This window comes from Streptomyces sp. NBC_01477 (assembly GCF_036227245.1).
Lineage (GTDB): Bacteria > Actinomycetota > Actinomycetes > Streptomycetales > Streptomycetaceae > Actinacidiphila.
In genome coordinates, this window is record NZ_CP109445.1 from 7,432,344 (window position 1) to 7,455,126 (window position 22,783).

The following is a 22,783-nucleotide window of genomic DNA, read 5'->3' on the forward strand; positions in this document are numbered from 1 at the left end:
CGCGAGTGTGCGGTTGTTTGCGCAATTTGTCCGGCTTCCTAGGTTTTGCCGGAGTCTCTCGGGTAATCCGTCCATTGACCGTTCCCAGGTCACGGCAGCCCCGAGGAGGCGACATGATCACGCGCGAACAGATACCCCAGGTGGTGGGCCATCCGGTCCATGACGCCGAAGGCAAGAAGGTCGGCGATGCGAAGCACATGTACCTGGACGACAGCTCCGGAAATCCCGAGTGGGTGACGGTCAAGACCGGGTTCTTCGGTAGCAACGAGACCTTTGTGCCCACCCGTTCCGCGCGGCTGGTCCAGGACCATCTGGAGGTGCCGTACCCCAAGGAGAAGATCAAGGGTGCGCCCAACGTGGACATCGACTCCGGCGGTCACCTGTCGGTCGAGGAGGAGCAGCACCTGTACCGCTACTACGGCATCGAGCGGACCGGCGGCAAGAACATGTCCGCCGACAAGTCCGCGGGTGCGGCGGGAGCAGCAGGGGCCGCGGCCGGCGCCGGCACCGCGCCGGCCACGAAGTCCGGCGGCGACATCGGCACCGACATCGGCCGGGGGAGCGGCAGCGCGGGCATGGACACGTCCGCCGCCGGTTCCGGCGCCGCCTACGCGGCCGGCCGCTCCGGCTCCGCGGAGCGCCTGGGCGCCGGCGGGATCGAGTCCGAGGAAGAGGCGATGACCCGCTCCGAGGAGGAGATGCACGTCAAGGTCGAACGCCACGCCTCCGGGAAGGCCAGGCTGCACAAGTACGTCGAGGTCGAGGAGGTCGAGCAGACCGTGCCGCTGCGGCACGAGGAGGTCAAGCTCGAACGCGAGCCGCTCAGCGCCACCGATCGCGACGCGCTGCGCTCCGGCGCGGAGATCAGCGAGGCGGACCGCTTCGTGACACTGCACGAGGAGAGCCCCGTGGTGGAGACGGAAGTCGTCGCCAAGGAGCGGGTGCGGATGAACGTCGAGGAGCACGTCGAGCAGAAGAAGGTGCACGGGCGGGTCCGCAAGGAGCGGATCGAGGCGGACATGGAAGGGCCGAGCGATGCGATTCCGGGTGGTGAGGGCACCACCCGGGGTGGGCGGCCCGAACGCTGACCCTCGCCCCTGCGCGGCGCCCGGCCCCCTCTCCCCCCAGAGGCCGCCGGGCGCCCCCTTGCCCCGGCTCCCCTCCTGCAAGGGGAGCCGCGCAATGGATCGCCGGGGGGAGGGGGCAAGACGCAACGAATCGCGCCGTGGGGCGCAATGTTCGGGCCTTGTCGCCGGCCGCATCCGGGATTAGCGTCGAGGGGCACCCCTTGTACCCCCGTTGACCAGCAGAAAGAGGCACCGTGCGGATCGCGATAGCGCAAGGCACCGCGCCCGGCCTCGACGCGCTGGACGCCGCCGCGGCGGAAGCGGCCGGGCGCGGCGCCCGGCTCCTGCTCACGCCCGAGCTCGCCCTGAGCGGCTACGTGCTCGGCCCGCGGGCCGCCGCGTCCGCGGAACCGGCGGACGGCCCGGCCGCGCGCCGGGTCGAGGAGATCGCCGCGCGGCACGGCGTCGCCGTCGCCTACGGCTGGCCCGAGCGGGACGGCGGCGCCGTCTTCAACACGGTCCGGCTGGTCGGCCCGGACGGCACCGAGCTGGCGGCGTACCGCAAGACGCACCTGTACGGTGACCAGGAGCGCGCCGCCTTCACGCCCGGCGCGGAGCCGATCGTCCAGGCCGACCTCGACGGCGTCAGGATCGGCCTGCTGATCTGCTACGACGTGGAATTCCCCGAGCCCGTCAGGGCGCACGCGCTGGCCGGTACCGACCTGCTGGCCGTACCCACCGCCCTGATGCGGCCCTTCGAGTTCGTCCCGCGGGTCCTCGTGCCGGCCAGGGCGTACGAGAACGGCCTGCACATCGCGTACGCGAACCGCTGTGGCCCCGAGGGCGGGTACGACTTCGCCGGGCTCAGCTGCCTGGCGGGACCCGACGGCGAGGTGCGGGCCCGGGCCGGGGCCGGCCCCGAGCTGCTGATCGCCGACGTCGACCCGGAACGCAACGCGGCCGCCCGGGCGGTCACGCCGTATCTGGCCGACCGCCGCCCCGATCTCTACCGCACCATCGCCAGGAGCCCCTGCCCATGACATCCGTGCCCGCCGCCGTCCACGATGAGCAGCACATAGCGGCGCAGGCCGAGCCGCCCATCACCATGTTCGGCCCCGACTTCCCCTACGCCTACGACGACTTCCTCGCCCACCCCGCCGGGCTCGGCTCCGTACCGCCCGCCGAGCACGGCACCGAGGTCGCGGTGATCGGCGGCGGGCTGTCCGGGATCGTGACGGCGTACGAGCTGCTGAAAATGGGCCTGCGACCGGTCGTCTACGAGGCCGACCGGATCGGCGGGCGGCTGCGCACGGTCGGCTTCGACGGGTGCGACCCGGGGCTGACCGCCGAGCTGGGCGCGATGCGCTTCCCGCCGTCCTCCACCGCCTTCCAGCACTACGTGGACCTGGTCGGGCTGGCCACCAGGCCGTTCCCCAACCCGCTGGCGCCCTGCACCCCCTCGACGGTGGTCGACCTCAAGGGCGAGTCGCACTACGCCACGTCCGTGGACGACCTGCCCGAGGTCTACCACCAGGTCATGCACGCCTGGAACGCCTGCCTGGAGGACGGCGCCGACTTCTCCGCGATGCAGCGGGCGCTGCGCGAGCGGGACGTGCCCGCGATCCGGGCGATCTGGTCCGCGCTGGTCGACAAGCTCGACAACCAGACCTTCTACGGCTTCCTGTGCGACTCGCCGGCCTTCCGGTCGTTCCGGCACCGGGAGATCTTCGGGCAGGTCGGCTTCGGCACCGGCGGCTGGGACACCGACTTCCCCAACTCCATCCTGGAGATCCTGCGCGTGGTCTACACCGGCGCCGACGACGACCACCGCGGCATCGTCGGCGGCAGCCAGCAGCTCCCGCAGCGGCTGTGGGAACGCGCTCCCGACAAGGCCGTGCACTGGCCGCGCGGCACCTCGCTGGCCTCGCTGCACGGCGGCGAGCCGCGCCCGGCCGTCACCGGGCTGCACCGCACCGCGGGCAACCGGATCACCGTCACCGACGCCACCGGCGACATCCGCTCGTACAAGGCGGCGGTCTTCACCGCGCAGAGCTGGCTGCTGCTGTCGAAGATCGCCTGCGACAGCGCGCTCTTCCCGATCGACCACTGGACGGCGATGGAGCGCACCCACTACATGGAGTCCAGCAAGCTCTTCGTGCCGGTCGACCGGCCGTTCTGGCTCGACCAGGACCCGCGCGCCGGCCGGGACACCCTGTCGATGACGCTCACCGACCGGATGACCCGCGGCACGTATCTGCTGGACGACGGCCCGGACCGGCCCGCCGCGATCTGCCTGTCCTACACCTGGTGCGACGACAGCCTGAAGTGGCTGCCGCTGAGCGCGCACGAGCGGATGGAGGTCATGCTCACCTCGCTCGGCGAGATCTACCCCGGCGTCGACATCAGGAAGCACATCATCGGCAACCCGGTGACCGTGTCGTGGGAGAACGAGCCGTGGTTCATGGGCGCCTTCAAGGCCAACCTGCCCGGCCACTACCGCTACCAGCGGCGGCTGTTCACCCACTTCATGCAGGACGCGCTGCCCGCCGACCGGCGCGGCCTGTTCCTGGCCGGCGACGACATCTCCTGGACCGCCGGATGGGCCGAGGGCGCCGTGCAGACCGCGCTGAACGCGGTGTGGGGCGTCATGCGCCACCTCGGCGGCGGCACCGACCCGCTGAACCCGGGACCCGGCGACCGCTACGACGAGATCGCGCCCGTGCTGCTGCCCGAGGACTGACGCCCGCCGCCGGTCGGCGTCAGCAGCAGCCGCCCGACCAGCCCGACGGCCGCGTCCAGGTGGCTCACGCACTCGTCGTAGGCCTCGTGGGCGCCGCGCAGCGCCCACAGCAGCCGGGCCGCCGCCCAGGCCGCGTCCCTGGCCCTGGCCAGCGACCACGACCCGACCAGGTGCGTCAGCGGGTCGGCCGCCTCCAGCAGGTCGGGACCCGGCATCAGCAGCTCCCTGACCTCCGCCTCGATCTGGGTCAGCGCCTCGCCGACCCGGTCGAAGTCCGCTTCGAGGCCGGGGAGTTCGCGGCCCGTCGCCCGGCAGGTGTCCAGCACGGCCAGCGCCAGGTCGTGGCCCACATGGGCGTTGATCCCGGCGAGGGCGAATTGCAGCGGCCGGATGTCCGGGTGGGCGCGCATCCGCAGCAGTGGCCGCCAGCACGCGGGCGGGCGGCGGCCCGCCGCGTCGTCCGCCACCGCGGCGAGATAGCGCCCCGCGAACCGTACGGCCAGGTCACCGGCCGCCTCGGGGTCCGCGAAGTGCCCGGCGGCCAGCCGCCGGGCCACCTCCGCGGTCACCGCGGCATACACCCGGTTGAACACCGCCACCCCGTCGCCGGGCGGCAGCCCGGCGTCCACACCGTGCATCCGGGCGAGCACGCCGTCCACATCCGTTGTCATGCGTCCCAGTCTTCGCACCCGGCGCCCGCGTATCGCGCGGCACGCCGGACCGGGTCACAAGCCGCGCGTTCCGCAGCCCCGGCAGGGGCGGTGCCGCGTCCGCGTGCGGGCCTGCGATCGGGGGAGTGGCACTCCCTGGATAGTCGGCCGCCCCGGCCGCATGCTGGAAGGGTGGACCGACCAGAACTCGCCGATTTCCTGCGCCGCAGCCGCGACCGGCTGGGCCCCGCCGACGTGGGCCTGGGCGGCGGCTCCCGGCGCCGCACCCCGGGACTGCGCCGGGAGGAGGTGGCCCAGCTGGCCGACATGTCGGTGGACTACTACACCCGGCTCGAACAGGCCCGCGGCCCGCGCCCGTCCCGGCAGATGCTCGGCGCGCTCGCCCGCGCGCTGCGGCTGACCGCCGACGAGCGCGACCACCTCTTCCACCTGTCGGGCGAGGAGCCGCCGCGGGACACCGGCGGCAGCGACCACGTACGCCCCGGCCTGCTGCTGATCCTGGACCGGCTGCACGACACGCCCGCCCAGGTGGTCAGCGACATCGGCGACGTCCTGGTGCAGAACGCGATGGCGTCCGCGCTGCTCGGCGACGTCTCGGCCCGGCCGCCGGAGATGCGCAACACCGTACGGCGGGCCTTCACCGAGCCCGCCGCCATGGACATCTTCCCGCCCGAGGACCGCCCGGCACTGGCCCGCAACCATGTCGCGCACCTGCGCGCGGTGCTCGCCGCCCGCCCCGACGACCCGCGAGCGGTAGCCCTGGTCACGGAGCTGCGGGCGGCCAGCGAGGACTTCGCCCGGCTGTGGACGGAGCACGAGGTCGCGGTGCGGCGCTCGGACACCAAGCGCATCCGGCACCCGGTGGTGGGGGAGATGGAGCTGGACTGCGAGGTGCTGCTCAGCCCGGGGCGCGACCAGCGGCTCATCGTCTACACCGCCCGCCCCGGCACCGAGGCGTACGAGCGGCTGCAACTGCTCCGGGTGGTCGGCCTCCAGGACCTGACGGTGGGTTGACGCGGCGTCCCCAACTCCCGCCAGGGATACGGGAGATGTCGGCGCGCCTGTGCCATGGCGTAATCCCGCGGAATGAATTGCCCCTTCCGGGCTCCCCGAGGGGCGGGCGGCGCCGGTAACGTTGTTCTCGGTTCGGCGGGCGCGATTCCCCCGTGCGCGTCCGCCGAACTCTTCCGACCTGCCGCGTTGTGACCACTCCCGCGGCGGGCTCTGCCGTGCCGGCCGTACGGCACGGATCCGGCACCGCCGACCTCGTCACGACCCCGGCCCACCTGGACGGATCCGGAACGCCGGGCGGCGGGTGGCACCGGGCCGGCTCCCACTCCGGTCGGGGCCGCCCCGCCCGGCGGGCTCAGTCGGCGGCGACGCCGGCCGGCGCGGGCGCGCCCGCCACCTGCTTGGCGGCGCTCGGCCGGACGACACCGGCCCCCACCACCAGGCCCAGCGTCAGCACCGTGACCAGGGTGAAGGACACCGTCAGCGAGCTGGCGCCGGCGATACCGCCGATCGCCGCGGGCGCGACGAGCCCCGAGGTGTACGTGACGGTCGCGACACCGGCTATGGCCTGGCTCGGGTTCGGCCCGCTGCGCCCGGCCGCGGCGAAGCACAGCGGCACCACGACCGAGATGCCCACACCGATCAGGCCGAAGCCGGCGATGGCCGGGGCCGGCGCGTGCGAGAGCACCACCAGCAGCCCGCCGGCGGTGGCGACCACCCCGCCGGCCCTGATCGCGGTCACCGGACCCAGCTTGCGCACGGCGAAGTCGCCCAGCAGCCGGGCTGTCGCCATCGTGCAGGAGAACGCGGTGTACGCCAGTGCCGCCACCGCGGGCGAGGCGTTGGCGATGTCCCGCAGGTAGACCGCGCACCAGTCGGCGCTGCCGCCCTCGGCGAAGACCCCGCAAAAGCCGATCGCCCCGATCACCAGCGCCGCACGCGGCGGCAGCGCGAACCTCGGCGGCGCGGCCTCGTCGGCCGCCGGGTGCAGATCGGGCACCCGGGCGCACACCAGGAAGCCGGTCACCACCAGCGCGGCGGAGACCGCGCCCAGGTGGATCCGGCCGTCGAGCCCGGCGTGCGCGGCCGGTACGCCGATCGCGGCGCCCGCCAGGGTGCCCACGCTCCACATCCCGTGCAGTCCCGACATGATCGACTTGCCCTTGTGCTCCTCGACGGCCACCCCGAGGGCGTTCATCACCACGTCCGCCATGCCGGCGCTGCCGCCGAAGATCAGCAGCGACACGCACAGCCACGGAAGTCCGGGCGACAGCGCGGGCAGCGAGAGCGCCACGCACCACATCCCGAGCAGCAGCCGCAGCGCGGTCCGCGACCCGAGCCGGTGCATCAGCCGGCCGGCCAGCGGCATCGTCAGCATCGAGCCCACCGCGGGACACACCAGCGCCAGGCCCAACGCGCCCGCGCTGAGCCCGAGATGGTCCTTGATCCAGGGAATCCGGGTGGCGAACGTACCCTGCACCGCGCCATGCACGGCAAAGGCGGTGGCGATGGCCATATGGGCCCGGCGTACCTTGGCGGGCGACCACCGGGTGTCAGGAGCACTCGTCGTCATGCCGCGTAAACTATCAGGAAGCCTGCCTGAAAGTTAAGGCACTTACGGCCACCGGTCTGGAAGGATCGCCCGCATGACCGTCACCCGCGCGCAGCCCGGCAGGAACGCGTCACCGCGTACGGCCAGGGCCATCAACGACCGGCTGGCCCTGCGCCTGCTCCAGGAGGAAGGGCCGCTCACCGCCGCGCAGTTGAAGGAACTCACCGGCATGTCCCGGCCGAGCGTCGCCGACCTCGTCGAACGCCTCCAGGACTCCGGCCTGATCGAGGTCGTCGGCGAGTCCGGCGCCGCCAGGCGCGGCCCCAACGCCCGGGTCTACGGCATCGTCGCCGACCGGGCGCACGTCGCCGGGCTCGACGTGCGCATCGACAGCATCGGCGTCGAGATCGCCGACCTCCTCGGCCGCACCCTCGCCAGGGCCGACCTGGCCGTCCCCGCCGACGCCGACCCGGCCCGCACCATCGAGAACGGCATCGACCTGCTCCTCGGCGCGGCCGGCACAGTGCCCCTGCACACCGTCGCCTTCGGCGCGCCCGGCCTGATCAACCCGGTCACCGGGCGGCTCAGCACCACCGGTGAGCTGCCGACCTGGCACGGCGACCTCGTGGACGAGGTACGCACCCGGCTCGGCGTGCCCGTCCTGCTGGAGAACGAGGTCAACCTCGCCGCGATCGCCGAGCAGCGCTCGGGCGGCGTCGCCGCGGACGACACCTTCGTGCTGCTCTGGATCGGCGGCGGCGTCGGCGCCGCGCTCGTCCTCGACGGGCGCCTGCGGCGCGGCAATTCCGGCGGCGCCGGCGAGGTCGGCTTCCTGCCGATCTCCGACTCCGGCAGGCTTCCGACGTCCACGAACTGCGACGACGGCTTCCACGGGCTGGCCGGCAGCCGGGCGGTCTGCGCGCTGGCCCGCGCGCACGGTCTGTCCGTCCAGGGCTCCGACGCGGCTGCTGCCGCCGCAGCCGTACGGGCCGGGGGGCCCGGCTTCCTCGATGAGCTCGCGGCGCGGATCGCCGTCGGGGCGGCCTCCGTCTGCGCGGTGCTCGACCCCGGGCGCGTTGTCCTGGCCGGCGAGGTCGGCGCCGCCGGCGGTCCCGACCTCGCGGACCGCGTCGCCGCGAGGCTGGCGCGGCTCTCCCCGCTGCGGACCGAGGTCCGCCCCACCGCCGTGTCCGGCGGCCCGATCCTCCGCGGTGCCGTGATGACGGCCCTCGACTCCGCCCAGAACGCCCTCTTCACCCCCGCGGGATAACCCCTCCGACCTGCCCGCCCGCGCGACCCCCTGCGGGGTGCTGCGCCGTCGGCGTCTGCACGCCGGTGCGTGGTTTCCCGCGCCTGGCGGCGCGGGGTGTTTCCCACCCTCCCCCTGGGCTTCGCCTGGAGGCACCTTCGCTCGCCCGTGCGGGCATGGAACGTTCTCCCAGTGGGGATGCTGCAGCGTCGGCGACAGCGCGCCCGCGGGTGACGGCGTGCCCGGGCAGGTCGATCAGGCGCCCTCGGGGGAAGGTGCGGCGGGCGGCTCCCCGGCCCGACTCCCCACCTCGACCGCCCACGGGTCTGCGGACGCCGATGGCGGCGGAGGGGACGATCCGGGGGTGTCCCCGCAGGACTGCGCACGACTCCCGCAGGAACGTTCGCACAGAGCCGAGGTGCGCAGTCCGAGGAGATACCCCCGGAGCGGCACCGACCCCACCCACCACCGGCACCCGCACCCGACCAACCACCCTCCCCCGGAGCTTCGCATGGGGGTACCCCCACGGGTGGGCGGGCGGGAAAAGAAACCCCTGGAGCCCAGCACGGAACCCATGGCAGACTGGACCCCGTACCAGTGACGTTTGCGCACTCCGGGGTCGGTGTAATTCCGAACCGGCGGTTACAGTCCGCGACCCGTCCGCAGCCAGCGGCCGGTTGACCAGGTGAAATTCCTGGACCGACGGTGAAAGTCCGGATGGGAGGCAGTGCGCGGCGGGCGTTCACGACGGTACGCCGCCGTTCGGCGGGCCGCTGAGGCCCGCGAAACCGCGGTGTTCCGGACGTGCCACGTCCGCTCGCCCCGGAGTCCGTGCCCGATGCGGCAGGAGGACCCGGTGGCCACCACCACGAGAGCGGAAGCACAACCGCACGCGCCGCGCGCGGGCGTCCCGGCATGTCCGGCGCCCTCCGGCGCCGCCACCGCCGTGGTCCCCCCGCAGGAGCGCCCGGCGCGACAGACGCGCCCCCCGCGGCGAGCCGCAGGAATGCCCACCCCCACGCACGCGTTGCGGCTCACCGTGACCGAATTCGCTCGCCGCGGAAGCCGAGCGGCCGGAGCCGCCCGGCAGGAGCGCCGCATCGCCCCGCGTCCCACCGCCGTCCCCACTGCCGCACAGGAGAAGTGACGTGTTCACCGGAATCGTCGAAGAACTGGGTGAGATCACCGCGGTCGAGGAGCAGTCCGACGCCTCGCGCTTCACCGTACGCGGCCCGATCGTGACCGAGGGCGCCAAGCACGGCGACTCGATCGCGGTCAACGGGGTGTGCCTGACCGTGGTCGAGTTCGGCGACGGCGCCTTCACCGCCGACGTCATGGCCGAGACGCTCAAGCGCTCCAGCCTCGGCGCGCTGCGCCCCGGCTCGCGGGTCAACCTGGAGCGCCCGATGGCGCTCGGCGGCCGGCTCGGCGGGCACCTGGTGCAGGGTCATGTGGACGGCACCGGCACGGTCCTGGAGCGTACGCCGGCCGAGCACTGGGAGATCGTGAAGATCGCGCTGCCCGCCGAGATCACCCGCTACGTGGTGGAGAAGGGCTCGATCACCGTCGACGGCATCAGCCTGACCGTCGTGGAGGCGGCCACCGACTACTTCACCGTCAGCCTGATCCCGACCACGCTGGAGCTGACCACGCTCGGCCTCAAGCAGCCCGGCGACCCGGTGAACCTCGAAGTGGACGTCATCGCCAAATACGTCGAGCGCATGCTCGACGCGTCGGCGCCCGGCCCCGGGGACACCCGGTGAGCGCCCTGCACTGGCTGAACAGCGAGGCCTTCACCGCGTTCGACCAGCATGTGATGTGGTCCGACATGATCGGCAACCTGCTGGGCCTGGGCGCGCTCGCGCTCGGCTGGCGGCGGGCGATGCTGACCTGGCCGGTCCAGCTGCTGTCCGGCGCGGTGCTGGTGGCGGCGTTCTGGTCGGCCCGGCTGGGCGGCGGGGTCGGCAAGCAGTTCGTGGTGATCACCGTCGCCGTGTGGGGCTGGTACCAGTGGCGGCGCGGCCGGGCGGACAGCGGGCAGCTGGCCGTCAGGTTCGCCACCTGGCGCGAGCGGGCGGTGCTGGTGGCGGCCACCGCGCTGGGCACGGTCGCGGTCGCCTCGCTCTTCCTGGCGTACCCGAAGCTGTCCTGGAACCCGTGGCCGGACGCGTACATCTTCGTCGGCACGCTGGCCGCGATGTACGCGCAGGCCCGCGGCTGGGTCGAGTTCTGGTTCGCCTGGCTCGCCGTGGACCTGGTCGGGGTGCCGCTGAATTTCCACAGCGGCCTGCCCTTCTCCGGCCTGGTCTACATCATCTACTTCGTCCTGGTGATCGCCGGGATGTACGCCTGGTGGCAGCAGACCCGCAGGGCCGCACCGGCTCCGGCTCCGCGGCAGCAGGCCCAGCCGAGCACCACCGGCGTGGAAGGAGTGACGGCATGAGCGCCGTGACCGCACTGCAGGACGACTGGTACGACGAGGCGGACCTCGGGCTCGACCCGGTGGAGCGGGCCATCGCCGAGATCGCCGCGGGGCGCCCGATCGTGGTCGTGGACGACGAGAACCGGGAGAACGAGGGCGACCTGATCGTCGCCGCGGAGAAGATCACCCCGGAGATCGTGGCGTTCATGATGACCGAGTGCCGCGGGCTGATCTGCGTACCGATGGAGGTGCCCGACCTCGACCGGCTGGACCTGCCGCAGATGGTGGAGACCAACACCGAGTCGATGCGCACCGCCTTCACCGTGTCGGTGGACGCCAGCGGCGCGTACGGGGTGACCACCGGGATCTCGGCCGCCGACCGCGCGGCCACCATCCGGCTGCTGGCCGAGCCGTCGGCGGTGGCGGCCGACTTCGTACGCCCCGGGCACGTCTTCCCGCTGCGGGCCAGGAGCGGCGGGGTGCTGGCGCGCCCGGGCCACACCGAGGCGGGCGTGGACCTGGCCAGGCTCGCGGGGCTGCGCCCTGCCGCGGCCATCGTGGAGATCGCCCGTGAGGACGGCACCATGGCCCGGCTGCCCGAACTGGTGCCCTTCGCCCGCAAGCACGGCCTGGTCATCATCTCCATCGAGGACCTGATCGCCTACCGCCGCTCGTCCGAGCCCACCGTCCGCCGGGAGGCGGCGACCACGCTGCCCACCGCCTTCGGCGACTTCCAGGCCTACGGCTACCGCAGCACCGCCGACGGCGTCGAGCACATCGCGCTGGTGGCCGGCGACCTCGGCGACGGCACCGATGTGCTGGTGCGGGTGCACTCCGAGTGCCTGACCGGCGATGTGTTCGGCTCGCAGCGCTGCGACTGCGGCCCGCAGTTGCAGGGCGCGCTGCGCCGGGTCGCCGAAGAGGGCCGCGGGGTGGTGCTCTACCTGCGCGGCCACGAGGGCCGCGGCATCGGCCTGCTGTCCAAGCTGCGGGCGTACGAACTCCAGGAGCGCGGCCGGGACACCCTGGACGCCAATCTCGAACTCGGCCTGCCCGCCGACGCCCGCGACTACGGCGCCGCCGCGCAGATCCTCGCCGACCTCGGGGTGCGCTCGCTGCGGCTGATCACCAACAACCCGGCGAAAACCGGCGCGCTGGTCGGACACGGCCTGGACGTGCTGGGCCGGGAGCCGATGCCGGTCGGCGCGGGCGAGCACAATCTGCGGTATCTGCGGACCAAGCGGGACCGGATGGGCCACGACCTGCCCTGGCTGGAGACCGCGGACCGTACCCCCGTCACCGGCGCCGCCGTCGACGGCATCGAAAGCACTGAGCACCGAGGAGAGAAGTGAGCGGTAAGGGCGCCCCCGAGCTGACCGTCAAGAACTGCGGCGACCTGCGGGTCGCGGTGATCGCGGCCCAGTGGCACACGCAGGTGATGGACGGCCTTGTCGACGGCGCGATGCGCGCCCTGCACGACCTCGGCATCGAGGAGCCGACCGTGCTGCGGGTGCCGGGCAGCTTCGAACTGCCGGTCGTCGCCCGGGCGGTGGCCGGCCGCGGCTATGACGCGGTCGTCGCGCTCGGGGTGATCATCCGCGGCGGCACCCCGCACTTCGAGTACGTCTCGCACGGTGTCACCGCGGGCCTGACGCAGGTCAGCGTGGACAGCGGTGTCCCGGTCGGCTTCGGGGTGCTCACCTGCGACACCGAGGAGCAGGCGCTCGACCGGGCGGGACTTCCCGGGTCGAACGAGGACAAGGGGCACGAAGCGGTCACCGCCGCGGTGGCGACCGCGGCCGTCATCCGCTCACTATCCGAACCGTGGCGCTGAGCTGCGGGCACTTCCCCGTAGGCTAGGACCACCATGGCCAACAAGACATTCGAGCAGCTCTTCACCGAGTTGCAGCACAAGGCCGCCACCGGCGACCCCAGCACGTCACGCACCGCGGAACTGGTCGGCAAGGGCGTGCACGCGATCGGCAAGAAGGTGGTCGAGGAGGCCGCCGAGGTGTGGATGGCAGCCGAGTACGAGGGCGCCGACGCCACCGCCGAGGAGATCTCCCAACTGCTGTACCACGTTCAGGTGATGATGGTCGCCCGGGGCATCTCCCTGGCCGACGTCTACGCCCATCTGTGAGCCGTACGGCCCGCGCACCGCACGCACGGGCCGTACGCGCACGTCCGCACAACCCTCCCGCACGACCCGCACCGCCCCACCGCACCGACAGTGAAGGAACCCGCCCCCATGCTGCGCATCGCCGTCCCGAACAAGGGCTCACTGTCCGGACCCGCGGCGGCCATGCTCCATGAGGCCGGGTACCGCCAGCGCAAGGAGTCCAAGGAGCTGGTGCTGTTCGACAGCGCCAACGACGTGGAATTCTTCTACCTGCGCCCGCGCGACATCGCCATCTACGTCAGCTCGGGCCGGCTCGACATCGGCATCACCGGGCGCGACCTGCTGCTGGACTCCGGGGCCAGCGCCGAGGAGATCCTCCAGCTCGGCTTCGCCCGCTCGACCTTCCGCTACGCCGCCAGGCCCGGCACCGCGGACAGCGTGGCCGACCTCGGCGGTATGACGGTGGCGACCTCGTACGAGGGCGTCGTCGAGAAGCACCTCGCCGACAACGGCGTGGACGCGACCGTGGTCCACCTCGACGGCGCCGTCGAGACCGCCATCCAGCTCGGCGTCGCCCAGGTCATCGCCGACGTGGTGGAGACCGGCACCTCGCTGCGCAACGCCGGCCTGGAGACCTTCGGCGAGCCGATCATGGCCTCCGAGGCCGTCGTCGTCCGGCCGACCCGCGCGCCCGCGGACGAGCTGAAGGTGCAGAAGTTCCTGCGCCGCCTCCAGGGCGTCCTGGTCGCCAGGCGCTACGTGATGATGGACTACGACATCCGCGCCGAGCACGTCGACAAGGCCGTCGCCCTCACCCCGGGACTCGAGTCGCCGACCGTCTCCCCGCTGCACCACGAGGGCTGGGTCGCGGTCCGCGCCATGGTCCCCACCAACGACGCCCAGCGCATCATGGACGAGCTGTACGACCTGGGCGCGCGGGCCATCCTCACCACCGGCATCCACGCCGCACGGCTGTGACCGGCACCGACGACGACCGCGCGCTGGCCGCCGTCGCGGAGCTGCCGGTCACCTTCCGGCCGCTGGTCACCCGTGTGGTGCTGCTCACGATGGGGACGCTGCTGCTCGCCGTGCTCAGCGCGCTGGCCGTCCTGATGCCGCACGACGGCGCGTCCCCGTGGACCACCGGCGACCGGCTCACCGTGGTGGCCGTCGGGCTGCTGGCGCTGGCGCTGCTGACCCTGCTCAGCCGGCCCAAGGTCGTCGCCGACTCGGGCGGCCTGACCGTGGTCAACCTGACCGTCAAGAGGCGGCTGGCCTGGGCCGAGGTGCTGGCCGTCCGGCTGCGCCCCGGCGACGCGTGGGTCCATCTGGACCTCGCCGACGGCACCACGCTGGCCGCGATGGGCATCCAGCCCGGTATCGCCAGGCGGCAGGCCATCGACGACGCCCGGCGGCTGCGTGCCCTGGTCGAAGCGCTCGGCGAGGCCCGCGGCGGCCGACCGGTGTGACGGACGGGGCGGGGGGAACGTTTCCCGGTGAAGGGGGCGCCCGCCGTCCTTCGCGGCCGCCACCGCAATGATTACTCTGGATCCGGGCGGTGCCGACACGGCGCCGCCCGCCGAACCGCCCGACCGACCGAGGAGTGACACTCACACCCCGATGGACGAACCGTCCGGTAATACCTGCGCCGCCCCTCCCGCCCCGTCCCATGGAGCGGCGGCCTCATGAGTACGTCCCTGCTGCTGCTCGCGGCGGCCCTTGTCCTGATCCTCGCCAACGGATTCTTCGTCGCCGCCGAATTCGGCCTGGTGACCGTGGAACGCCCGGCAGCGGAACGCGCCGCCGCGGCGGGCGACCGCCGGGCGGCCGGAGTCGTCGCCGCCCTGCGCAAGCTCTCGTTCCAGCTGTCCGGCACCCAGCTCGGCATCACCATCACCTCGCTGGTCGTCGGCATGCTCGCCGAACCCGCGCTCGCCGACCTGCTGACCGGCCCGATCGGCGCCACCGGCATACCGGATGGCGCGGCCCCCGGTGTCGCCGTCGTGGTCGGCATGATGGCCGCGTCCGCCGTCCAGATGGTGATCGGCGAGCTGGTCCCCAAGAACTGGGCGGTGTCCAGGCCGCTGGCCGTCGCCAGGATGGTCGCCGGACCGCAGCGGGCCTTCTCCCGCGCCTTCCGGCCGGTCATCGAAGTGCTCAACACCGCCGCCAACCACCTGGTCCGGATGCTCGGCGTGGAGCCCGCCGACGAACTGGCCTCCGCACGCACCCCCACCGAGCTGGTCTCGCTGGCCCGGCACTCCGCCCTGGCCGGCACGCTGGAACAGGACACCGCCGACCTCTTCGTCCGCACCCTGTCGCTCGCCGACCTCACCGCGGAGAACGTGATGACCCCCCGGGTCAGGGTCAGCGCCCTGGAGGACACCGCCACCGCGGCCGACGTGCTCAACCTCACCCGCGCCACCGGCCTGTCCCGCTTCCCGGTCTACCGCGACCGGCTGGACGACATCGTCGGCATGGTCCACCTCAAGGACGCCCTCGCCGTCCCCGCCGACCTGCGCGTTCGTACCGCGGTCGGCCGGATCGCGGTCGTCCCGCTGCTGGTCCCCGAGACGCTTGCCGCCCAGCCGCTGCTGGAACTGCTGCGCAGCCAGCAGCCGATCGCGGTCGTCGTCGACGAATACGGCGGCACCGCGGGGGTGGTCACCCTGGAGGACATCGTCGAGGAACTGGTCGGCGAGGTCCGCGACGAGCACGACGCCGTCGACCTGCCCGACCTCGCCCAGGCCCCGCCGGAGAACGGCAGGCCCGCCTGGGACGCCGACGGCGGCTGCCGGATCGACACGCTGGCCCGGATCGGCCTGGACGCGCCGGAAGGCCCGTACGAGACCGTTGCAGGGCTGGTCGCCGATCTGCTGGCGCGGATTCCCGAGGTCGGCGACACCGCGGACCTGCCCGGGTGGCGGCTGCGGGTGGCCGAGGTCGGCCACCACCGGGCCGAACGGGTCAGGATCGTGCGTACGGCACCGGTCGCGGGGGAGGAGAGCCGGTGATGAGCGCACTCCAGCTCCTTTTCGCCCTGCTCCTGGTCTTCGGCAACGGATTCTTCGTCGGCGCCGAATTCGCCCTGGTCTCGGTCCGCCGCAGCCAGATCGAACCGCTGGCCGCCGTCCACCGCAGGGCGCGTACCGTCCTGTACGGCCTGGAGCACCTGCCGCAGATGATGGCCGCCGCGCAGTTCGGCGTCACCGTCTGCTCGCTGACCCTCGGCGCGGTCGCCGAACCCACCGTGGCGCACCTGCTGGAGCCGGTCTTCGTCGCCGCCCGGGTGCCGCACGACCTGGTGCACCCGATCGGCTATGTGCTGGCGCTGGCCCTGGTGGTCTTCCTGCACCTGGTCATCGGCGAACTCGTGCCGAAGAACCTGGCGATGGCCGACCCGGAGAAGACCGCGCTGTGGCTCAGCCCGGGACTCGTCGGCTTCGCCCGGGTCTTCCGGCCGGTGATCGTGGTGCTCGGCGCGAGCGCCCGGCTGATCCTGCGGGCCTGCGGAGTCGAGCCCAAGGACGAGGTCGACGCGGTCTTCACCAGCGCTGAGCTGACCGTCCTGGTCGAGGACGCCAGGCGGGCCGGGCTGCTCGACTCCGACGAGCAGGAACGCCTGGAGGACGCGCTGGAGCTGGGCACCCGCCCGGTCACCGAGGTGCTGCTGACCCCGGACCAGCTGATCACGCTGGCCCCGACCGCGACCGCCCGCGAGGTCGAGGAGCTGACGGTGCGCACCGGCTACTCCCGCTTCCCGGTCGCCGCGGACCCGGGCGCGGGCTACCTCGGCTATCTCCACGTCAAGGACGTCCTCGACCTGGAGGACCAGGACCGCCCGGTGCCGCAGCGGCTGTGGCGCCCGATCACCACGCTGCGCGCCGACCTTCCGCTGGACGACGCGCTGACCTCGATGCGGCGGGCCGCCTCGCACCTGGCGGCGGTCGCCGACCAGAGCGGGCGCGTACTGGGCCTGGTCGCCCTTGAGGACGTACTCGAAATGCTGGTCGGCGAGGTGCGGGACCCCTCGCACCGGTCCGCGCCCGGCGAACTGGTGCGCTGACGGCGGCCCCCGCCCGCGCCCGGCCTACTCGGCCGGGTCGGGCGGGGGGACGCCGGGGCCGCGGCCGGACAGGACCTCGCCGTAGGCCTGCATCAGGTCGGGCAGCCGCAGTGTGGACAGCTCCTCGCGGCTCGGCGTCGCCGGATACTCCGACAGCCGCAGATCACGGTAGGCGCAGCTCTTCTCGTACAGGGTGCGCAGCAGCCGTCCGTTGCCCAGCTCGTCTATCCAGCCCTGGTCCACGACATGGCCGCTGATCGCCCGCAGCTCCTCCAGCGCCTCGTCGTCCCACTGGTCGCCGTTCTCCGCGGCCAGCACCTGGCCGATCCTGGTGAGTTCCAGCGGGCGGTAGCTGGGGAAGTCCACCCGGGTGGTGAAGCGCGAACCGAGACCGGGGTTGGCGGCGAGCAGCCGGTCCATGCCTTCCGGGTAGCCGGCCAGGATGACGACCAGCCGGTCGCGGTTGTCCTCGGCGCGCTTGAGCAGCACCTGCAAGGCCTCGTCGCCGTAGGCGTCGCCCTTGCTGTAGCCGGAGTTGGACAGCGCGTAGGCCTCGTCCACGAACAGCACCCCGCCGAGCGCGGAGTCGATCAGCTCATTGGCCTTGACGGCGGTCTGCCCGAGGAATTCGCCGACCAGGTCGGAGCGCTGAGCCTCCACCAGGTGGTCGCCGCCGAGCAGGCCGAGGGCGTAGAAGACCCGGCCCAGTATTCGGGCCACCGTGGTCTTGCCGGTGCCCGAGGGGCCGGAGAAGACGAAGTGCCGCTTGGGCGGCTGCACCGGCAGGCCCTGCCCGGCCCGCAGCCGGGCCATCCGCAGCTGCGCGGAGAGCGCCTTGACCTGCCGCTTGACCGGTTCCAGGCCGACCATGCCGTCGAGTTCCGCGAGGGCCTGGGCGAGCAGCACCGGATCGGAGCCGCCGAGCGGCAGCTGGGCGGGCAGCGTGCCGGCCAGCGGCGCGGCGGCCCGGGAGCGTATGTCGTCGTCCAGCGCGCCCGCCGACGCCAGCAGCGCCTCGTCCATCTCGGCGCCGCCCGGCGGCCGGCCGTCGCCGGTGTCCGCGTACAGCGCCCCTTCCAGGTCGGCCGCGCCCTCCGGCACCGCCTGCCCGCCGCCGGCCAGCGAGACGGCGGTGGCCAGGCCCGCGCCCTCGTCCAGGCCGTCGTCGGTCTCGTGGATGGCGGCCAGCCGGGCGGCGGTGTCCATGAACGCCGGGTCCACCCGGTGCACGGCCCGGTAGAGCGGTACGGCGGCGGCGGTGCGCCCGGTGCCCTCGTAGGCGCGGGCCAGCCAGTAGCGCAGCTCCTTGCGCTGCGGCTGCTCGCTGCGGCACCGCATCAGGGCGGCGGCCAGCAGCGGTTCCGCCTGCCCGCACATTTCGAGCCGCACCCGGGCCATGCCGCCGAACAGGCCCGCCTCGATCCCGAGCAGCGGGTCGCCGAGCAGCGGCTCGGTGTGCCGGACCAGGTGCTCCCAGTCCTTGACCAGGTAGGCGCGGCAGGCGTGCAGGAAGCGGACCTGCGGGTCGGTGTCGACCGGCGGACAGTCGGCCAGCGCCCGGTCCAGCTCGGCGACATGGCGGCCGTCCAGCCAGTGCGAGGCGTGCGCGAGCAGCAGGTCCCTGCCGGTCTCCAGCACCGGCTGCACCCACCAGCCCAGCCAGTACCAGGAGTTCAGGGTGCGGCGGTGCGCGGCCCGCTGCTCGCCGAAGCGGTCCCTGTGCCGGTACATCTGGAGCAGCGCGGTCGCGGTGTCGGCCCGCAGCGCGTGCAGCCCGAGCCATGCGTCGGCCATGCCGGGGTCCAGCCGGACCGCGGTTTTGAACTCCTCCTCGGCCTGCGCGTAGGCGCCCACGGTGTACGCGTCGATACCGCGCAGCCACGCGAGATCGGCCGGGGCGCCCGCGCGGTCGGTCCCGAAGTCCATCTAGTCCCCACCCATCGTTCCCCCGCGCCCCTCGCCGCCGCCCGCGCGGCCAACTGGTAGGCGGCGCGCGGGAGTTGAACATGGCGGTGGCACCCCATGCCCCCGCCGACACCCTTTCCGCATCGTACCCGCGAAGAGGTCAACTCCGTAGTGGGCGTTGACCTGCGCACCTTCGCGCCGGAGGGCGTCCGGCGGGGGTCGCGCGCGCCCGCGGCGACGTGGTAGCCGAACGGTCACCGCGCGTAGTGGGCGCCTCCCCGCTGCGGGCCGGCGGGGCATGCCCGCACCGGGCGGCGACCGCGGGGTCCGCAGCTCTGCCCGGCCGGCGGCGGGCAGGACGAAGCCCCCGGTCACGGGGGAACAACCGGGGGCTCCGTGCTACGAAGCGGCCTTCCGGGGCCGCTTGGTTGAAAACGTAATTGCTGTGTGCCAAGCGGTCAAGCCGTGACGGCGGGCCGCCGCGTCATGTCACTCCATGTGACGGTACGGGCCGGGAACCGCACGGTAACCCTGCTCCGTCTGGTGCACCAGCAGGTCCGCGAAGGGCCGCGTCGGGTCCGCCGCGAAGTGCCGGTCCTCCGCCGCTGACCAGCCGGTCCAGAAGTGTTCGAGCGCCGGGCCGTCCCTGCGCACCCCGCGCTGCCGGGCGGTGGCCGGATCGACCTCCAGCCACAGGGTCAGCGCCAGCAGCGGGCGCAGCGCGCGCCGCCCGCTGCCGACCCCTTCGAGCAGCACCACCGGCGCCGCCGGGACGGCGCGCTCACCGGCGAAGCGGCGGGCGGTCCAGTCGTAGACCCGGTGCCGGGCGGGCCTGCCGTCGCGGAACGGCGCCAGCAGCTCGGCGGTGAGCCGGCCGGTCCAGCCGAACGGCTCCTCGTGCGTGGCCAGATCGTCGGTGTGCACCACCGGCGCCCCGCCGGCCTCCGCGGCCAGCCGCGTGGCCAGCGTGCTCTTGCCCGCGCCCGCGTGCCCGTCGACGGCCACCAGCCGTACCGGGCCGCAGGACGGCGCCAGCAGGTCCAGCGTGCCGGCCAGCTCGCGCAGCGTCAGCCCGGCCGGGCCGTGATCGTCCATGAACCCGGAGCATAGGGCCGCCCGCACCGCGTCCCGGTGCGCGCCGGGCCGTAAAGGGACGCGCCGGGCGGTGAAAGACGCGGCCGGCGGGACAGGAGCGCCGTGCCGGGAGGTCCGGCGTCCGCCGGGGGGAAGCGTCTACCGTGGTGGCCGTGACCGACTCCGAGCACTCCGCCGCCGCGCTCCATCCCGCCGAGCGCCTCGAACTCGCCAGGAAGGCCACCGCCGACGCCGCGGTGGACGCGCTGCTGGTCTCACCCGGCGCCGACCTGCGCTATCTGACCGGATATCAGGCGCTGCCGCTGGAAAGGCTGACCTGCCTGGTGGTGCCGGCCGAGACGGAACCCTTCCTGGTGGTGCCGGCCCTTGAACGGGCCGCCGCCGAGGCCTCGCCGGCCGGCGCCCTCGGCCTGGAGATCACCGGTTTCGCCGAGACCGACGACGCCTACGAGCTGATCGCCCGCCGGCTGCCGGTGGGCACCCGCCGTTTCGCGGTCGACAACCACATGTGGGCCGAGAAGCTGCTCGCCTTCCAGGCCGCGCTGCCCGACGCGCAGGCGTGCCTGGCCGGCGATGTGCTGACGGAGCTGCGGGTGCGCAAGAGCCCGGCGGAGGTGGCCGCGCTGCGCCGGGCCGGCGGCGCGATCGACCGGGTGCACCGCCGGATGGGGGAGTGGCTGCGGGCCGGGCGTACCGAGCGCGAGGTCGCCAAGGACATCGCGGACGCCATCATCGAGGCCGGCCACGAGACCGTGGACTTCGTCATCGTCGGCTCCGGGCCGAACAGCGCGAGCCCGCACCACGAGGTGTCGGACCGGGTGATCCGCCGCGGCGACCCGGTGGTGGTCGACATCGGCGGCACCACCGCGGACGGCTACTGCTCGGACTCCACCCGCACCTACGCGGTCGGCGAGCCGCCCGCGGCCTTCCGCGAGCTGTACGAGGTGCTGCTGCGCGCGCAGACCGCGCAGACCGACGCCGTGCGCCCCGGCATCACCGCCGAGCAACTGGACGCGGTCGGCCGGGACATCATCACCGCGGCCGGCTACGGCGAGCACTTCATCCACCGCACGGGCCACGGCATCGGCATGGAGTCGCACGAGGAGCCGTACATCGTGGCGGGCAGCCGGCGGGCGCTCGCACCGGGCATGGCCTTCTCGGTCGAGCCCGGCATCTATCTGCCCGGCACCTACGGCGCGCGCATCGAGGACATCGCGGTGTGCACCGAAGGCGGCGGCGAGCGGCTGAACCTGACCGGGCGTGACCTGGTGGTCCTGCCCGGCTGAGCGTCACAGGACCAGACCAATGTTGATCGCGCCACGCGGCCGGAAAACCTGGTGGAAAGGGCCGCGGGGCTGCGATGGTGGTGCGACCTGCCGCCGGGCGGGGTGTCCCGTACCCGTCGGGGAAAACGAGGGGATCAGCCATGACCAGTAACGCGCCCCGCCGCGCCGTCATCGCCGCCGCGCTGGCCGCCGCCGCGGCCGCGGCGACCACCGCCACCGCGCAGACCGCGTCGGCCGCACCGGCCGGCCCCGCCGCGCCCGAGGCCGCGCCGCCGGCGCACCGCCGCGACGGCGAGCCCGACGGCGCCCCGGTCGACTACCACGGCTGGACGACCTTCCCCGACTGGCTGTTCGGCGCGCACTCGGGCACCGTCCCGGTGCCCGGCGTACGGCCCGGCCTCACGATCGGCCGGACCACCGGCTCGCTGGCCTACACCGACCCGCACACCGGCACCACCGCCACCTGGGAGTCGGCCTCCTGGACCTCCCCGGTGCGCCGGGTGCCGCACCCGGCCAGCGAGCTGATCGCGTCCTGGAACGCGCACACCCCGGCCGGCACCTGGATCCAGGTGGAACTGCTCGGCACCTACACCGACGGCACCGCCACCCCGGCCTACGTCATGGGCCGCTGGACGGCCGGCGACAGCGACCAGGACATCCGGCGCACCTCGGTGGACGACCAGACCGACGGCAAGAGCAGCATCTGGACCGACACCTTCTCCATCGACGACGCGGCGGCCGGTCCGCTGCTCGCCTCGTACCGGCTGCGCCTCACGCTCTTCCGCAAGCCGGGCAGCCGGCTGACCCCGACGGTGTGGCGGCTCGGCGCGATGGCGTCCGACATCCCGGACCGCTACACCGTGCCGGCCTCGGTGCCCGGCGAGGGCGCGGGCGTGGAGCTGCCGGTGCCGCGCTATTCGCAGAACATCCACAAGGGGCAGTACCCGGAGTACGACAACGGCGGCGAGGCCTGGTGCAGCCCGACGTCGTCCACGATGGTCATCGAGTACTGGGGCCGCGGCCCGACGATGGAACAGCTGTCCTGGGTCGACCCGTCGTACGCCGATCCGCAAGTGGACCAGGGCGCCCGCTACACCTACGACTACCAGTACGAGGGCTGCGGCAACTGGCCGTTCAACGCGGCCTACGCGGCGACGTACAAGGACTTGCAGGGCGTCATCACCCGGCTGCGCTCGCTGAGCGACGTGGAGAAGCTGATCAAGGCCGGTATCCCGGTGATAACGTCCCAGTCCTTCCTGGCCAGTGAGCTGGACGGGGCCGGCTACGGCACCTCGGGGCACCTGATGTGCGTGGCGGGCTTCACCGCGGAGGGCGACGTGGTCGCCAACGACCCGGCCAGCGACAGCGACGACGCGGTCCGCAACGTCTACAAGCGGGCCCAGTTCGAGACGATCTGGCTGCGTACCAAGCGGATCAACGCCAGCGGCGGGGTCAGCGGCGGCACCGGCGGGGTCTGCTACCTGTACTTCCCGGCCCAGCCCAGCCCGGGCCAGCGGCGGGCGCTCGCGGCGGTCGGGGTGGTGTGAACCGGGGGCGCTCCGGGCACTCCTGAGCTTCGGCGGCGGCCTGCCGGACCACA

Annotated in this window: 20 protein-coding genes and 1 riboswitch; of the genes, 16 read left to right on the plus strand and 4 right to left on the minus strand. The window is 73.3% G+C overall.

Annotated features, from left to right (window positions below):
- Positions 1–113 precede the first annotated feature (113 nt).
- The 3 genes from OHA86_RS31715 to OHA86_RS31725 all read left to right on the plus strand — a co-directional run bounded on the left by OHA86_RS31715 (position 114) and on the right by OHA86_RS31725 (position 3,807).
- On the plus strand, positions 114–1,088 hold the full coding sequence (locus tag OHA86_RS31715) for a PRC and DUF2382 domain-containing protein (RefSeq protein ID WP_329180827.1): 975 nt from the start codon (positions 114–116) through the stop codon (positions 1,086–1,088).
- 233 nt (positions 1,089–1,321) lie between these two features.
- A complete protein-coding gene (locus OHA86_RS31720; protein WP_329180829.1) occupies positions 1,322–2,107 on the plus strand; it encodes a carbon-nitrogen hydrolase family protein in 786 nt (261 codons plus the stop codon).
- Entirely contained in the window at positions 2,104–3,807 is a 1,704-nt protein-coding gene (locus OHA86_RS31725) for a flavin monoamine oxidase family protein (protein WP_329180831.1), read from the plus strand. Before OHA86_RS31720 ends, OHA86_RS31725 begins: the two co-directional genes overlap by 4 nt.
- Here OHA86_RS31725 and OHA86_RS31730 read toward each other — a convergent pair.
- Positions 3,768–4,478 carry a DUF5995 family protein gene (locus OHA86_RS31730; protein WP_329180833.1) on the minus strand — a complete coding sequence of 237 codons (711 nt, stop codon included), beginning with the start codon at positions 4,476–4,478 and terminating at the stop codon, positions 3,768–3,770. The genes OHA86_RS31725 and OHA86_RS31730 overlap by 40 nt on opposite strands.
- Positions 4,479–4,649: 171 nt before the next feature.
- Here OHA86_RS31730 and OHA86_RS31735 point away from each other — a divergent pair, with 171 nt between their 5' ends.
- Positions 4,650–5,492: a helix-turn-helix transcriptional regulator gene (locus OHA86_RS31735; RefSeq protein WP_329180835.1), complete on the plus strand. Its 843-nt coding sequence runs from the start codon at positions 4,650–4,652 to the stop codon at positions 5,490–5,492.
- A gap of 352 nt (positions 5,493–5,844) precedes the next feature.
- Here OHA86_RS31735 and OHA86_RS31740 read toward each other — a convergent pair whose 3' ends face one another.
- Positions 5,845–7,062 (minus strand): MFS transporter, encoded by a 1,218-nt coding sequence (locus tag OHA86_RS31740; protein ID WP_329180837.1) that lies wholly within the window; start codon positions 7,060–7,062, stop codon positions 5,845–5,847.
- 73 nt (positions 7,063–7,135) lie between these two features.
- Between OHA86_RS31740 and OHA86_RS31745 the strand changes: the two genes are divergently transcribed.
- The 10 genes from OHA86_RS31745 (at position 7,136) to OHA86_RS31790 (ending at position 16,897) form a co-directional block, all read left to right on the plus strand.
- Complete coding sequence (locus OHA86_RS31745) at positions 7,136–8,311, plus strand: ROK family transcriptional regulator (RefSeq protein ID WP_329180839.1); 1,176 nt, start codon at positions 7,136–7,138, stop codon at positions 8,309–8,311.
- A 583-nt stretch (positions 8,312–8,894) separates the two neighbouring features.
- Positions 8,895–9,025: riboswitch (FMN riboswitch) on the plus strand.
- Between the two features lie 413 nt (positions 9,026–9,438).
- Complete coding sequence (locus OHA86_RS31750; protein ID WP_329180842.1) at positions 9,439–10,053, plus strand: riboflavin synthase; 615 nt, start codon at positions 9,439–9,441, stop codon at positions 10,051–10,053.
- Positions 10,050–10,733 carry a nicotinamide mononucleotide transporter family protein gene (locus OHA86_RS31755; protein WP_329180844.1) on the plus strand — a complete coding sequence of 228 codons (684 nt, stop codon included), beginning with the start codon at positions 10,050–10,052 and terminating at the stop codon, positions 10,731–10,733. Before OHA86_RS31750 ends, OHA86_RS31755 begins: the two co-directional genes overlap by 4 nt.
- Complete coding sequence (locus tag OHA86_RS31760; protein WP_329180846.1) at positions 10,730–12,064, plus strand: bifunctional 3,4-dihydroxy-2-butanone-4-phosphate synthase/GTP cyclohydrolase II; 1,335 nt, start codon at positions 10,730–10,732, stop codon at positions 12,062–12,064. The genes OHA86_RS31755 and OHA86_RS31760 overlap by 4 nt, the downstream gene beginning before the upstream one ends.
- The gene (ribH, locus tag OHA86_RS31765) at positions 12,061–12,546 is read left to right on the plus strand and encodes a 6,7-dimethyl-8-ribityllumazine synthase (RefSeq protein WP_329180848.1); all 486 of its coding nucleotides are present in this window, start codon (positions 12,061–12,063) and stop codon (positions 12,544–12,546) included. The genes OHA86_RS31760 and ribH overlap by 4 nt, the downstream gene beginning before the upstream one ends.
- Before the next feature lie 33 nt (positions 12,547–12,579).
- Positions 12,580–12,852: a phosphoribosyl-ATP diphosphatase gene (locus OHA86_RS31770; protein WP_251491067.1), complete on the plus strand. Its 273-nt coding sequence runs from the start codon at positions 12,580–12,582 to the stop codon at positions 12,850–12,852.
- A gap of 108 nt (positions 12,853–12,960) precedes the next feature.
- Entirely contained in the window at positions 12,961–13,809 is an 849-nt protein-coding gene (hisG, locus tag OHA86_RS31775) for an ATP phosphoribosyltransferase (RefSeq protein WP_329180855.1), read from the plus strand.
- Positions 13,806–14,300 (plus strand): PH domain-containing protein, encoded by a 495-nt coding sequence (locus tag OHA86_RS31780; RefSeq protein ID WP_329180857.1) that lies wholly within the window; start codon positions 13,806–13,808, stop codon positions 14,298–14,300. Before hisG ends, OHA86_RS31780 begins: the two co-directional genes overlap by 4 nt.
- A gap of 216 nt (positions 14,301–14,516) precedes the next feature.
- Entirely contained in the window at positions 14,517–15,845 is a 1,329-nt protein-coding gene (locus OHA86_RS31785; protein ID WP_329180859.1) for a hemolysin family protein, read from the plus strand.
- Positions 15,845–16,897, plus strand: coding sequence for a hemolysin family protein (locus OHA86_RS31790; RefSeq protein WP_329180861.1), 1,053 nt, complete (start codon positions 15,845–15,847; stop codon positions 16,895–16,897). Before OHA86_RS31785 ends, OHA86_RS31790 begins: the two co-directional genes overlap by 1 nt.
- A gap of 24 nt (positions 16,898–16,921) precedes the next feature.
- Here the strand turns inward: OHA86_RS31790 and OHA86_RS31795 are convergent, their stop codons facing one another.
- Both OHA86_RS31795 and OHA86_RS31800 read right to left on the minus strand, forming a co-directional pair.
- Entirely contained in the window at positions 16,922–18,823 is a 1,902-nt protein-coding gene (locus tag OHA86_RS31795; protein WP_329180863.1) for an AAA family ATPase, read from the minus strand.
- Between the two features lie 468 nt (positions 18,824–19,291).
- Positions 19,292–19,897, minus strand: a complete 606-nt coding sequence (locus OHA86_RS31800) for a uridine kinase family protein (RefSeq protein WP_329180864.1) — start codon at positions 19,895–19,897, stop codon at positions 19,292–19,294.
- 143 nt (positions 19,898–20,040) lie between these two features.
- Between OHA86_RS31800 and OHA86_RS31805 the strand changes: the two genes are divergently transcribed.
- Positions 20,041–21,183: a M24 family metallopeptidase gene (locus OHA86_RS31805; protein WP_329180866.1), complete on the plus strand. Its 1,143-nt coding sequence runs from the start codon at positions 20,041–20,043 to the stop codon at positions 21,181–21,183.
- Positions 21,184–21,323: 140 nt separating this feature from the next.
- Positions 21,324–22,730 carry a peptidase C39 family protein gene (locus tag OHA86_RS31810; RefSeq protein WP_329180868.1) on the plus strand — a complete coding sequence of 469 codons (1,407 nt, stop codon included), beginning with the start codon at positions 21,324–21,326 and terminating at the stop codon, positions 22,728–22,730.
- Positions 22,731–22,783 lie beyond the last annotated feature (53 nt).